The organism is Streptomyces sp. NBC_00876 (assembly GCF_045207435.1).
Classification (GTDB): Bacteria; Actinomycetota; Actinomycetes; order Streptomycetales; family Streptomycetaceae; genus Streptomyces.
The window spans coordinates 1-12,797 of sequence record NZ_CP108801.1 but is presented as its reverse complement, the minus strand read 5'-3'; the positions used below and the strand labels follow the sequence as shown (position 1 = coordinate 12,797).

At 69.0% G+C, this 12,797-nt stretch carries 11 protein-coding genes and 2 pseudogenes; 6 read left to right on the top strand and 7 right to left on the bottom strand.

Translation table 11 applies throughout. The annotated features are described in order from the left end of the window. Nucleotides 1-95 precede the first annotated feature (95 nt). A complete protein-coding gene (locus OG782_RS37165) occupies nt 96-236 on the top strand; it encodes a hypothetical protein (protein ID WP_406459527.1) in 141 nt (46 codons plus the stop codon). A 29-nt stretch (nt 237-265) separates the two neighbouring features. Here OG782_RS37165 and OG782_RS37160 read toward each other — a convergent pair whose 3' ends face one another. From OG782_RS37160 to OG782_RS37150, 3 genes are read right to left on the bottom strand one after another with little or no spacing between them, the layout of a single operon-like run. After that, nucleotides 266-2,635 carry a tetratricopeptide repeat protein gene (locus tag OG782_RS37160; RefSeq protein WP_331742123.1) on the bottom strand — a complete coding sequence of 790 codons (2,370 nt, stop codon included), beginning with the start codon at nt 2,633-2,635 and terminating at the stop codon, nt 266-268. Between the two features lie 9 nt (nt 2,636-2,644). Further along, nucleotides 2,645-3,085: a hypothetical protein gene (locus OG782_RS37155; RefSeq protein WP_406459525.1), complete on the bottom strand. Its 441-nt coding sequence runs from the start codon at nt 3,083-3,085 to the stop codon at nt 2,645-2,647. 32 nt (nt 3,086-3,117) lie between these two features. Then, complete coding sequence (locus tag OG782_RS37150; RefSeq protein ID WP_406459523.1) at nt 3,118-3,645, bottom strand: hypothetical protein; 528 nt, start codon at nt 3,643-3,645, stop codon at nt 3,118-3,120. Nucleotides 3,646-3,860: 215 nt separating this feature from the next. Between OG782_RS37150 and OG782_RS37145 the strand changes: the two genes are divergently transcribed. After that, on the top strand, nt 3,861-4,256 hold the full coding sequence (locus OG782_RS37145; RefSeq protein WP_406459521.1) for a hypothetical protein: 396 nt from the start codon (nt 3,861-3,863) through the stop codon (nt 4,254-4,256). 91 nt (nt 4,257-4,347) lie between these two features. On the opposite strand, the gene OG782_RS37140 is transcribed toward OG782_RS37145, so the two are convergent. Next, entirely contained in the window at nt 4,348-5,181 is an 834-nt protein-coding gene (locus OG782_RS37140; protein WP_331742112.1) for an NAD(P)H-binding protein, read from the bottom strand. Nucleotides 5,182-5,492: 311 nt separating this feature from the next. On the opposite strand from OG782_RS37140, the gene OG782_RS37135 reads away from it, so the two are divergent. Then, nucleotides 5,493-6,476, top strand: a complete 984-nt coding sequence (locus OG782_RS37135; protein WP_331742109.1) for a hypothetical protein — start codon at nt 5,493-5,495, stop codon at nt 6,474-6,476. A gap of 95 nt (nt 6,477-6,571) precedes the next feature. Here the strand turns inward: OG782_RS37135 and OG782_RS37130 are convergent, their stop codons facing one another. Beyond that, nucleotides 6,572-6,757, bottom strand: coding sequence for a hypothetical protein (locus OG782_RS37130; protein ID WP_331742439.1), 186 nt, complete (start codon nt 6,755-6,757; stop codon nt 6,572-6,574). A 936-nt stretch (nt 6,758-7,693) separates the two neighbouring features. Here OG782_RS37130 and OG782_RS37125 point away from each other — a divergent pair. After that, entirely contained in the window at nt 7,694-8,014 is a 321-nt protein-coding gene (locus tag OG782_RS37125) for a MerR family transcriptional regulator (RefSeq protein WP_331742106.1), read from the top strand. 220 nt (nt 8,015-8,234) lie between these two features. Here the strand turns inward: OG782_RS37125 and OG782_RS37120 are convergent. After that, nucleotides 8,235-9,509: pseudogene (locus OG782_RS37120) on the bottom strand (helicase associated domain-containing protein); the annotation flags it as partial. Between the two features lie 33 nt (nt 9,510-9,542). Here OG782_RS37120 and OG782_RS37115 point away from each other — a divergent pair. Together OG782_RS37115 and OG782_RS37110 are read left to right on the top strand one after the other, a co-directional pair. After that, on the top strand, nt 9,543-10,652 hold the full coding sequence (locus tag OG782_RS37115) for a saccharopine dehydrogenase (RefSeq protein WP_331742103.1): 1,110 nt from the start codon (nt 9,543-9,545) through the stop codon (nt 10,650-10,652). Next, nucleotides 10,649-11,275: a TetR/AcrR family transcriptional regulator gene (locus OG782_RS37110; RefSeq protein ID WP_331742099.1), complete on the top strand. Its 627-nt coding sequence runs from the start codon at nt 10,649-10,651 to the stop codon at nt 11,273-11,275. The genes OG782_RS37115 and OG782_RS37110 overlap by 4 nt, the downstream gene beginning before the upstream one ends. A gap of 218 nt (nt 11,276-11,493) precedes the next feature. Here the strand turns inward: OG782_RS37110 and OG782_RS37105 are convergent. Further along, nucleotides 11,494-11,736 (bottom strand): annotated as a pseudogene (locus OG782_RS37105) (transposase); the annotation flags it as partial. Between the last annotated feature and the right edge of the window lie 1,061 nt (nt 11,737-12,797).

Sequence of the window (12,797 nt, the reverse complement as noted above, 5' to 3'; positions counted from 1 at the left end):
CCACAGGCGAAGTGAAGGCCCTGACCACCGGTCGGGGCCTTCCGCACAGGCGCCGCCTACGACCCAATTCAAGTCAAGAACCTGGCCGCCGACTGGTGCCGCCGGGGCGCGACGGTGAGGTTCGCGTCGGCAACCACATCCCCGGCCACATCGCCGCATCCGAGGGCACCAGCGCCGAGGGCCTCCCCTGGCTCGCGGACCGCTTCGCGGGCAGGACCGCACCGAGCACCTGCTGACCTCGCTGATCCTCTGATGCAGCCGCGCGCTACTCCGGTGTCCCAGGACTGTCGGCGTGGGCACGGGAAACAGCCGCTTCCTCGTCCGCGTCCGCTCGGGCGTACGCGGAGGCCGACTGCTCCCACGCCTCACGTACCTGGGACAGATCGGCGCCCGCGGCCCTCAGGGTCGTGGCCAGCTCGCCCCATGCCTCACCGGTACGGAACCAGTCCTCTGTCGCGGCCATGAGCTCAACGGCCCGCCGGCCCGCTGGGATGGCCCTGTCGAAGTCGTTCAGGCCGCGATAAGCCGTACCGAGATTGTTCAGGGAAATGGCTTCGCCACGAGTGTCGCCGGTCTGCCGGCAATGCTCGAGATCCGCCTGGTGGGCGTGGAGGGCTTCGTCGAAGCGCTCCAGTGCCTGGAGTGCGATGCCGAGGTTGTTCCAGGCGGAGGCTTCGCCGTGGGTGTCGCCGCTCTGGTGGTGCAGGATGCGGGCGGTCTCGTGGGCCTGAAGCGCTTCGTCGAAGCGCCGCAGGTTCTTGAGAGCGATGCCGAGGTTGTTCCAGGCGGAGGCTTCGCCGTGGGTGTTGCCGGTCTGGTGGTGCAGGGTGCGGGCGGTCTCGTGGGCCTGGAGTGCTTCGTCGAAGCGCCGCAGTTCCTGGAGCGAGACGCCGAGGTTGTTCCAGGCGGAGGCTTCGCCGTCGGTGTTGCCGGTCTGGTGGTGCAGGGTGCGGGCGGTCTCGTGGGCTTCGCGGGCTTCGTCGAAACGGCGCAGGTTCTTGAGCGCGATGCCGAGGTTGTTCCAGGCGGAAGGTGTGTTGTCGCTGTCTTCCAGCGCTTCGCAGGCGTCGAGGGTGAGCGAGGAAGCCATCAGGAGGTCCTGATGGCGTCGCCGCCACCCCAGGTAGCGGACGACCGCGAACCCCAGGTCGATGCTCGCCTGGGTCGCGGCGTTGGCGTGGGCGGCGGCGAGGAGATTCTCGCGTTCGGCGTCGAACCAGGACAACGCCTGGTTCCGATCAGCGAACTGAGGAGCCCGGGCCCGGCCCGGGAGCTGGAAAAGGGTGTCAGCGGCCTCGGCCTGGCGAACGTAGTGATCGATGAGCCGGTCACGCGCCTGGTCGTATCGCCGCCGGGGCACGCGACCGCGGGCCATGACGGTCTGCGCCTGTTCCTGGGCGTACGCGCGCAGCAGGTCGTGCATCTGCCAGCGGCCGCGGATGGCGGGGTTGCGCTCGATGAGGTGGCTGGCCGCGAGGCGCCCCAGGAGACGTTCGGTGGCCGGCTGCGGCTGGTCGGCGAGGACGCCGGCGGCGGAGGTGGAGATGTCGGGCCCCGGGTTGAGGGACAGGAGACGGAACAGGTCCTGCTCCTGCGGGGCGAGGCGGTTGAGGGACTGGTCGAACGTGGTCCGCAGACTGCGTTCCCCATCGTTCAGCCCGTCCAGTACGTCTCCGACCTGGCTGAGGGCTTCGGCGCGCTCGGAGAGCGGCTGGCCGGGATCCTGGGCCAGGAGTGCCGCGGTGATCTGCAGGGCCAGGGGCAGATACCCGCACGCCAGCACCACCCGCTCGGCTGCCTCCTGCTCCTCCTCGACCCGCACGTCGTCGGGGTCGTTGCTCTTCAGTGACGCCTTCAGCAACGCGACGGCGTCCTCGGGCTGGAGACGGTTGACGGTCCGCATCCTGCCGACCCCGGAAAGGCTGTGCCGGGAGGTGACGATCATCCCGTGATGCCCGGGCGGCAACAACGGCTGGACCTGACCGACCGAGGACGCGTTGTCGGCGACCACGAGCAACCGTTCGCCTGCCGTCTGGCGTGCGTTGAGCTGGGAGCGGTACAACGCCTCCCGGCCCGCTCCCGGCGGCGGAAGATGCTCCGGCCGCACACCGAGGGAGCGCAGCAACGCCTCCAGGGCGTCCTCGGCCTGCGCCGGGTGAGGGTCGTAACCGCGCAGGTCGACGAGGAGGACGCCGGTGTACCAGCCCTGCTTCTGCGCGACATGGCCGGCAGCGTAGGCGAGGGTGGTCTTCCCGACCCCGCCCCAGCCCGACAGGACGGCGACCGCGCGCCCGCTGCCGTGATGACCGGGGTCCAGCACGCCCAGGATGAACGCGATGTCGTCCTCACGCCCGACGAAACCTGCGGGCGGCTGCGGCAACGCGTCCAAAGCGGTGGGGACGGGCGCGTACTGCTGCACGTACGTCTTCACGGCCATGGTGCCGTGCCCCAGCACCTGGCTGTCCGTGAACTCGGCACCACGGAAGTCGTTCCCCGCCGAGTGACCGGCCGCGATACCGGCCGAGTGACCGGCCGCGATACCGGCCCGCGCGTGGCCGCCCTTCTGGGTCTTCCCGCCCTTTCTGCCGTTGCCCTTGCCCTTGGTGCTGCGCTTGGCGCTGCTCTTGCCCCCCACGACGCCGTCCTACTTGTCGTAGTTGTTCGTCACCGTCATGTTCCCGCTGCCGAGTACCTGACTGTTGGTGAACGTGGCACTGCTGAAGTCGTTGTGCACGGTCTGTGCCGGCCCGGCGGCATCAGCCTGCGCGACCAAGGCCTGCAACTCGGCCACCACCAGCTGCCGTTCGGCCTCCGGTAGTTCCTCCAGCAGCGTCTCGAGGCGGGTCTGCCACCGGGAGACCTGCGCGATCTGCACCCGCTGCGCCTCCTCACCGTCCCCCGCGGCCTCCAGCACCGCCAGGGTCTGGTCCAGACGCTCCAGCTCCACCTGCTCGCGCCCGGCCTCCCCGCGGCCGAAGAGCCGGGCGACCGCGCCACGGACCCCGTTCCACGCGTCCGTCCCCGCAGCCTGCACGATTGCTCCGCCTCCGGCAGCAGCTGCGGCGACGAGCCCCTCGACCAACATGGCATTCCCCCAGATCCGCCGGACAAAGACCATCAGCCTAGTTCGACCGCACCGCCGCCAAGTGCCGATTCACGACAACGATGCCCGCGCTCCGCCCACTTCACATCTGCCACCGAGCCGGCGGTCCGGTGAAAGGGACTGGCGTGCGGGGTACGTGTCAGGCCGGTGGCAGGTACCGCTGCCGGCCGTTCCGGTCGGTCACCGCTCTGAACCCGGCGGCCGTCAGCCGGGCGGCGAGCTTGGCTGAGGTCGATCGTGATACGGGTCTTGAGCAGCTGGAACGCCTTGGGCACGAAGGGCGGCAGAGCACCCCCGCCGGCGGCGTCGGGGTACTGCGCCCAGTTCTGCGCGGCCCGTGCGCGGGCCTGCGGACGAGTGTCGATCACGAGCGACATGACGTACCCGTCGCCCCGTCGTACGTTCGCGTACTGGTACCCGAACTGTTCGGCGACGGCCGCGAGTCCGGCGATCCTGTCTATGGACGACATACCGCTGCTGACCTGCACGGGCTCGCCGGTCTGCATGTCCCGCAGCATCGTGCGTACATCCCGTTTACTCACAGGCCCCCCTGTCACTGACAACGTTGGCAGCCTTCCACGCCGGCAGGTCCGGACGGAATACGGACCGCAATGGCTTGACTCGGTCTTGACAGTCGCAACCCGAGGCCACACCACGGTGTCCACGCTCGCCCTGCTCGCCCTGCTCGCCCTCGGCCGTTGAGGTGCCGCAGCCCACCCCTCCGGAAGACGCGCTACAACCCTGGACCCTGGCCGTCATGCCGGCGTTGACCGTGGCGTGGGGAGTGCGTCGGTGCCGCGTCTCGCGAAGGTGCGCCGTTGATCTGCCGCCGCAGCCCGCCCGGTACGGACGTCGGTGCCCGCGTCGGCGTACCTTCCGCAGACACTTCCCCGACCTGGCCAAGGAAGTCTCCGCCGCCCGCGGCAGGCAGTCACCCCACCCCGCGGCCGAGATGCGGCCCAGCCCCTACGAGGTCCTCGCCGCCCGAAACGCCAAACTCCGCCGCTCCAACAGGTCGTTGACCGAGAACCTCCAGTTCGCAGCCGCCCAGATCCAGCGCCTGGCAGTCGACAACGCCTGCCTGCGCGAGGCGCTGGAAGCCAGCAGCAATGTCACTCACATCGACCAACCCAGCAGGGGACGCAGGTCTTGATCCTCCCGGCACCACCATGGTCACCGTCTGTCGGCGGACACGGTGAAAGTGCCCAGCTGAGTACGTATGAACGTGCTCGGGACCAGGCGACTCAACGGAAGGCGGCGGCATTCTCCGAAACCCACTGGTGGAATGGCCTGGCCGGGGAACCGGTGACCTGCGAAACCGTGTCGCGCACCTTCAGCAGCTCGTCGTTGACGTCCCCGCCCGTCACGTCGAGCACCGCATCCGCGGCCTCGTCCCCCAAGAACGCAGCCATCTGACGGTGGGCCTCCTCCCGGCTGATCTCGGCGAAAGGCACCTCCCGCTCCAGTGCTACCGCGATGGCCTCCACCTGCTGCCGGGCCGTCACCCGCTCCGGACCGGTCAGGGCATACGTCCGGCCTTGGTGACCGGACTCGGTAAACGCCACCCGCGCCACCGACGCAATGTCCGCGGGGTGGATCGTGGGGAGCCCGATGCCCGCATACGGCACCCGGACCGTTTGGTGCCCGCGGATTGACGCCGCCCACCACAGGGCGTTCGAGGCGAACTGCGTCGGCCGCAGAATCGTCCAGGCCATGCCGCTGCCCTTGAGTAGCCGCTCGACAGCCAGGTTCTCGCCGGCGGGGCCGAGATGCGGATGGGTCTGGACAGTAATGGACGACACAAGCACCACGTGCTCCACACCTGCCTGCCGGGCGGCGTCGAGGATGTCAGCATCTGAGCCAATACGCGACACGAGAAACAGCGAGCGCACCCCCTCCAGCGCAGGCTTCAGCGAAGCCGCTTCGGCGAAGTCACCCTCAACGGCCGCGACCCCCTCGGGGAATGAGGCCCGTGCAGCGTCACGAGTGAGACCCCGCAGTGGCCCGGCACCGCACTCGTGCAGCTCCTTCAGCAGAGCACTTCCTATGTTCCCGGTGGCTCCCGTCACGAGAATCATCAGCGTCTTCTCCCGTCGTCAGGTGATCAACTGGAGGACACGCTAGAAGCTCAATCGCACTTCAGGTCAAGGGGACCCCTGACAGGTTCCTGCTGCTGAGCACTTCACCGAGTACGCCGACACCTCCAGCCTCGGAGTGGTCAATGGTCAGTCCAGAACTACCGCCACAACCTCGCGCTGGATGTGTTCACCCACTCGCTCTGCGCTTTCCTGCTCACGCTGGTGTCGGACACCGCGGTGGACGCGGCGATGCTGCTGCGGGACGTGATGCTGCCGCTGCCGATGCGTCCGGAGTGGGGGCCGGAGATGGAGTGGCCTTACCCGGGCTGCCGTCCGCGCTGGTGGCCGAGTTCGCCGGCTATCCGGTGGCCGGGCTGCCGTTCTTCAGCCCGGAGACAGTCACCACCGACCACGGGTCGGTCTACCGCAATCACCACCTGGTTGAGGTCGAGCGGAAGCTGGGCTGCAACGTCCATCCGGCTCGGGCCCTGCGGCCTCCGGACAAGCATGCCGTCGAGCGGGCCTTCGGCGCGATCAGGACGCTGCTGTTCGAGCACCTGCCCGGCTGCACCGGCGTCGACGCCGCCGACCGCGGGGCCGCCCCCGAGGGCGAGGAGGTGCTGACGCCGGAGGAGATGGAACACCTCGTCGCCACCTGGATCGTGGGCATCTGGCAGCGGAGGCACCTGGGCGAGTACGCCTCGGCCTGGGACGTCGGCGGCAGCCACAGCCCCAACACCTTGTTCGCGGCCTCCTTCGAGCAGACCGGCCTGGGGCTGAGGCTGCCGCAGCCGGACCTTTACTACGAGCTGCTGCCGTCCCATCCCATCTCCGTGCTGCGGGAGCGCGGAGTGAAGATCAGGGGCCTTTGGTATTACGGCGACGCGCTTGAGCCCTACCTGAACGAGCGCTCGGCCCGGGGCGGGAAGTTCAAGGGCCGCTGGTGCGTCCACCGCGAACCGCGCGACCGCCGCACCGTGTTCTTCCAGGACCCCCTCACCCACGACTGGCACGAACTGCGCTGGACCGGACTGCCCCGGTCGGCACGGTTCCCGCGTTCGGCGACCGGCGGGTCTCGGAACTGCTGGCCGCGGCACGCGAGGCAGACCTGCGGCCCCGCACGGATGCCGAACTGCTGCCCCTGCTGCTGGAGATCCTCTCCGCCCGGGTCCCGGTCAGCAGCTGGAAGACGGCCACCACCCGCGCCGAGCGCATCAACCACGCCCGGGACGAGACCCAGGCCCGGGCCGCAGCCGAGGACCGTGCAGTTGCCCCGGCCTCTGTCTCGCCGGTGACCCCCATGCCGCAGCGCGTCGAGCAAGCCGCCTCCGGCCACCGCGAAGAGCTCTGCCCGTGGCGCAGCTCTTGCCGGTGTGGGGCAGCGATTGGGTCAGCGCGTGGTTCTGGACCCGGATCCGGTCGGCGGTGTGGACGAGGGCGAGGTCGGCCTGGTGATCGGTGTCGCGCCGGCCGACGACGGGGTCATGCGGGGCGGGAGTCCGCTGTCGGGCAGGCAGATCGGGCACGGCTCGACGTCCCGCTCGTCCAGGGCGATGACCGCGTCCTCGCGGCTGATGCGGAGCGGACGGCTACGGCGTCGATGCTCATCGTGTCCATCAGGTCACCCCGGTCTCTGGATCATCATGTCCGGTTCTGTCCGTCCGGGGCTTGCGCCCGGCCTGCGGCTTGATAACCCGGCTCGCTCCTGCCTTCCACCTCCGTTCGAGGTTGATTACCTCACTGCCGAGCCCGCCAAAATCTGTGGTGGCTGGAGTAGACATTGGGTGGTGGTGTGGTTATGGTTTCTCTCGTAGCCGAGATCAGCAGGGCCCGGCAGGAACGAACTGCCAGGCAGTAGTACCCGTAGTTGTAGTTCGCAGTGCGGTGCGGTGGTGGAGTTCCGGAGCCAGGGTTGTTGCGGGAAGGCGACGGGACTGACGACCGGACCGGGTGGCCCGCAGCTGTCAGGGGCCGCCGTGAGCAGTACCGCAGTATCCGCAAGTAGCAGTACCCGTAAGTGCAGTTCGCAGTACCCCAGCAGTGAAGTAAACGAGCAGTTCCTCGGTGAAGGCGTCGGCTGCGGGCGCGCGTGCCGGGAAGTTCGGCAGTGGGGTTCCAAGCCAGAGAAGACGCAGGACGGGCGACGGGGCTGGCTGCCGAAGAGTGGCGCTTTCGCAGGCCACTGAGCAGTACGCATCACCAGCAGTACGCAACAGAGCAGTACCAGCAGTACGTAAGTGAGTGATCCCAGAGGGAAGAACGGAGGAGTTGACCGCCATCAGGATCGCCCGGGCGGAATCACTGGGCCCGGGTACCGCAGGACATCGTGAGTGAGGTGGTCTCCGGTCAAGCAACCGCGATCCCCGCAACCCCAGGACCTCTTCCTGGTGGCCATGCGGAAACACAGAGCCGGCGTAGCCGATCAAGGCCGGCTGATGGTGTAGCAGTTCCTTCGGGGCTCGGGTGCCACATGGCACCCGAGCCCCTCCAACGCGTTCCATGAGAGGTGCAAGTGACAGCAGACGACTCGTTCGGCCGTCTCGACGACGACGACTACCCCGCCTACACCATGGGCCGGGCCGCCGAGATGCTCGGCACCACCCAGGGCTTCCTCCGCGCCATCGGCGAGGCCCGCCTGATCACCCCGCTGCGCTCCGCGGGCGGCCACCGCCGCTACTCCCGCTACCAGCTGCGCATCGCCGCGCGCGCCCGGGAGCTCGTCGACCAGGGCACGGCCATCGAATCCGCCTGCCGCATCGTCATCCTCGAAGACCAGCTTGAGGAAGCCCAGCGGATCAACGCCGAATACCGCCGCGGTACCTCGAAGCCGTAGGCGCCGGCAGTGGCCTGAGAACCGTGGCCCCCGGCCCCCGTCGGCGGGACCGGCTGTGCGGCGACCACCCGCAGCCTTGTGGCCGCCAGCCTCCAGCCCGCCTGACCCACGCACAGACAGTGCGCCGACAGCAGGAGACCCCGGGTGACAGCGCCCGGGGTCTCTCTGCGACATGACGTGACGTCTGTCCTGCCGGTTCAACGACCGGCCGCGGCTGGTGTCACGTCCACTTCACCCCGAGCTCCGCGAGGGCGTGGTGTTGTTCGGGGGGTGAGGCGGTCGCGGCGGCTCTTGGTGTTGCTGAGGAACACTCCGAGTTTCACGAGGTGTTCCTGGCCGTCGATGTCGATTGGTTCTTCGTGTTTCTGGGGACCGGTCGGTCGCCCTCCCGTTCCACCCACTGCGCGAGCGCGGTGACTCCCCGCCGGAACGGTGCCGGCAGTCCGCCTGCCGCTGCACCCTTGGCCGCGCGCGCCGCCGGCACGGCGGCGATCTCGTCGGGTGTCACACCGAGCCCGCTGAGCCGTTCCTGCTGCTCATCGCTGAGCTGCGCCCAGGTGTGTGCCCGTCGTTGCTGTGCGAGCCATTTGCCGAGGTCGTCTCCGTTGAAGAGGATGCCGGGTTGGATGTCGGGGAGGGTTTTGCCGGTCTCGGTGTCGGTGAGGTCGGCGAGGATCCGGTAGTGGCGTTGCCAGTCGAGCGGCCACACGCAGTTCCAGTCCTCATCGATGGCGGTCAGCTGCTCGGCCCGTTCCCCGGCACGCTTCTGGTCTTTGCCGAGGCCGTCCGTCCGCCGCAGGTTCGCCATGAGCTGCCCGATCGCCACCAGGCCCTCGGCCTCGCTCTCACCCCACACGGCGTCCTGCCGGGGCGCCAGATGCCCCTGGCGGCGGCGGAAGGACAGCAGTGCGGCGAACTTCGTCTCCCACGCCTCGTCTCCCGGCTCCCACACCATCCCCTCCCGGTCGAGGAGGGTTTTGCGATGGGAGTCGAGCTCACCGGCCCGCTGGACCCGCCGTTGCTGGTGCACCCACTGGCCGAGGGGAAACCGCACCACGCCGACGTCGGTTTCGGTGTCGTACGGCACCGCGAACAGTCCCGTGACCTCGTGGTGCTCGCGCCAGCGTCGTAGTGCTTGGTAGCCGTCGAGCCAGACCAGCGACTCGGGCCGGTAGACCCGGGTCCGCAGGAACGCCGCGATGGTCGCGGGATCACGCGGTGTCGAGAAGTGCAGCAACGCCGACTCCACCACCGCCTTCGTACCGCCCTCCTCGCCCTCACCCTCACCCTCACCCTCACCCTCACCCCCGCCCTCGCCGTCGGGACCGGCGTGGATGATCCGCCCGTCCTCATCCCGCTCCACGTGCACCGCCCGCTCCCTGCTGCTCCGTGACAGGGCGCGGGAGGCGAGCTGCTCGACCAGGCGCTCATCATGAGACCGAAGGCCCTGGAGCAGAGCGACCAGGGGCGCGTACGACGCTGAGGCGATCATGTCCGCTTTTAGGTCGAGTGACCTATAGTCGTATTCATGAACATTGATCAGCTGGTGCACGACCCCGAGGGCCCGGTTCTGCTCGTCGGTGGATACGGGACGGTGGGCGCGGAACTGGCGAGGGCGGCGCGGGGGCGGTGGCCGCTGCTGTTCGCGGGGCGATCGCCCGGGAAAGCGGCGGAGCTGTGCCGCGAGGTCTCCGCCGAGGCCCTCCGGTGGGACCTGTCCGCCCCCGAGCCGTTCCACGCCTCCGTTCGAGCCGTGGTGAGCCTGGTGAACGATCCGGACGACCGGGTGCTGCGGGCGGCCCTGGGCGGCGGAATCCCGTATGTGGACGTGACGCGCTGGACGGCCAGGATGCAGCGCGCGGTAGCCCTGGTGTCGCTGGGCTCGCCCACGGCGCCGACGCTGCTCTCCTCCGGGTGGATGGGCGGGGTGGTTCCGCTGGTGGCCGCCGCCCTCGCGGAGCGGCTGGGCGGCGTGGAGAGCGTCGACACCGCGATCCGCTACGACCTCGCCGACCGGGCGGGGGTGGACTCGGTGGAGTTCATGGACCGGCTCGGGGTCGACTTCGAGGTGCTCGAAGAGGGCCGGGGCAAGGTGGTGAGCCCGCTCACCAGCGCCCGTACGCTCGCCATCGGCCAGGACCGCACCAGGGTCGCCAGGATCGACACCCCCGAGCAGTTCACCCTGCCCCTGACCCTGGGAGCCCGTACCGTCACCACTCGTATCGGCTTCAGCAGCAACTCCTCCACGTCCACCCTGATTGCCCTCGGCAGGACCGGATTCTTCCGGCACGCCCGGGGCGACTGCTGGCGGCCCGTGCGCCGCCGCCTCCTCTACTCGCCCGGCGAGGGCGGCACGGCGGCCGTCCGTATCGAGGTGCGCGGGCCGGGGGGCTCCCTGACCGCCACCGTGACCGACCCGCGCGGCCAGGCGCACATGACCGCCGCCGGCGGGCTCCTCGGCCTGCGACGCGTACTCGGTGACGACGGCGCACCGGCGGCGCGGGCCGGGCTCGCCTTCCCCGAGTCGCATCCGCTGCCGACCACGGTTCTGCCGGCCCTGGAAGCGGCGGGCGTCCTGATCGACGTCGTGCCGTCTTCTTCTGCGTCTTCCGCGCCTTCTTCCGTGGCGGCCGCGTGACCACCGCCAAAGGCGCCGCGCGCCGGGCCGCCCTCCTCGACGCCGCAGAGGCCACCCTCGTCGACGGCGGGTACACGGCCCTCTCTCTCCGCGCCGTCGCGGACACAGCGGGCATCCGACTCGGCCACCTCCAGCACTACTTCCCCTCCCGGGACAGCCTGGTCGCCGAACTCCTCGCCCGCATCCTCCAACGCTCCCTCGACCGGGTCACCGAGGTGGTCCCGGACGGCAGGCCGGACGAAGTGATCGGCCTGCTGCTCGCTCAGCAGTCCGACACCCAGCTGGTCCGCGTCTTCGTTGAACTGTGGGCCCTCGCGGCGCGTGACGAGGCCGTCGCCGTCGCGGTCCGCGCCTTCTACCGCCAGTACGCGGATCTGCTCGCCGACCGCATCCGCACCCACGCACCCGGCGTACCACAGGAGGAACACCGCGCCCGCGCCGAGGTGTTCATCGCCCTGCTCGAGGGCAGCACTCTGATGCGCTCCGGAGTGGCGGGCACGCCGTCCACCGCCACGGACGCACTGATCTCCCGTACCGCCCTCGGGATTCTCACCGGGGGTGGGTCCGCCTCCGAACTCTCCGGCCCGGCGAGGCCCGCGGCCGACCCCGAAGTACGCGCCTGAACGTCGACCAGGCCCTGGTCATCGTGCTGTCCGGCCATGCCGAGGGCGATGTGGTCCGGTACTCGGAGGTCTTCCCCGGCGCTGCGCTCACACGGTCTGAGCACCGAAGCGCACCGAGCGGACCGTCGGCAGAGCCGGTACGAGCACGCGTGGGAGATCCGCGACGCCTACGGGTACCGGAGTTCCCTGCGACCGAGGACGAGGTACGGGCGTTCGTGGCGCCGCAGGTGTTTGGGGAGCTGGGCCAGGGCGAGCCCCGTGGTGGTGATGTGATCGCTCGCGGTGTTGGAGCCCGCGTTGCCGGGCCGCAGCAGCGCGGCCACCGGCTCTCCGGACCCGACCTGGCCGTGGTCGACGAACGCGACGAGCGGATGATGGCCGAAGGTCTTCATTCAGGTCGCGGTGGCGTCCTGCTTCTCGGAGTGCGCAAGGACGAGCACGCCGTCGATGCCCACGGTCAACGAGCCGTCGGCGGCAGGACCGTTCGTGATGATCTGCGGGTTTTTGTTGGTGGTGGTTCGGGATGGTGGTGTCAGTGTGGTAGCTGCAGGTTTCTGTTGTTCAGGCTGTTGTGGTCGGGGTTTTGAGTGGTGACATGGATGCTGATGTGGTGCTGGTGTTTTTGGTGATGTTGCTGGTCAGTTGGTTGCTCGTTGGTAGAACGTGGTGGTGTCGTCGCTGTTCAGGGTTGTGGTGGGGGATGGGCGTAATTGGTCTTGCTTCTACGGTGCGGGTTTCAGGTGGTAGTGGATTCCTGTTGCGGTGCGGGTGAGTTGTTCGCCGTTCTGTGCGGTGATGAGGGGGGAGAGTGGGCTGTCTGGGGCGCGGTCCTTGAGTTGTCCGTGGACGCTGGCTGAGTGGATGGCCTCCTGGTATCCGGCTGATGGATATCGGCATACAGAGATGACAGGGGACATCGTCATCAGCTACACGGGATCCTGCCCCCACTGATATCGCTGCCGGCGCCGTTTGTGCCCGCCCAGCAGAGTGGCGACAGCGGTGTGGAGGGGATGAGCGCGCCCAGGGCGTTCGCGAACGTGGAGCATGCGCGGGTGGCGGGCGAAGAACTGGGCGAGGGCGATGGCCTTGGGATAGGTGATCGCTTCTCGGGCGAGGGCGTGGAGCCGACTGCGCAGATTGATTGAGCGTTACGCAGTTTCACTGGTCCACGACACCAGCGATGCGGGGCCACCCCGGGGCACACCCCACAACTGCCATCACTACATGCTGCATCAAAATGATGTAGCAACTGAACCAACCACACCACCCTCCCCGTAGCCAGCCAACCCGCGAAGCGGGTTTTTGGTCCCTGCAGGCGAAGCCGGAAGGGGCCCTGGGGATGGAGCGAAGCGGAATCCCCTTCTGGTGCCCCGCCAAAGGCGGGGCACCAGAACCCCCCTGACACAGCAACACCAAGGTCCCCGCGAAGCGGGGACCCATCCACCGGCGCCTGAAGCGAAGCGGAAGGCGCCAGCCCGTGCGAAGCACGGGCACGGAGAGCGAAGCGAACCGCACCAGCCCC

What these genes read in the sequence shown, in the direction of transcription:
- OG782_RS37115 (WP_331742103.1), top strand. Translation starts at nt 9,543, where the DNA reads ATGAACATTGATCAGCTGGTGCACGACCCCGAGGGCCCGGTTCTGCTC.
- OG782_RS37140 (WP_331742112.1), bottom strand. Translation starts at nt 5,181, where the DNA reads ATGATTCTCGTGACGGGAGCCACCGGGAACATAGGAAGTGCTCTGCTG.
- OG782_RS37145 (WP_406459521.1), top strand. Translation starts at nt 3,861, where the DNA reads ATGCCGGCGTTGACCGTGGCGTGGGGAGTGCGTCGGTGCCGCGTCTCG.
- OG782_RS37155 (WP_406459525.1), bottom strand. Translation starts at nt 3,085, where the DNA reads ATGTTGGTCGAGGGGCTCGTCGCCGCAGCTGCTGCCGGAGGCGGAGCA.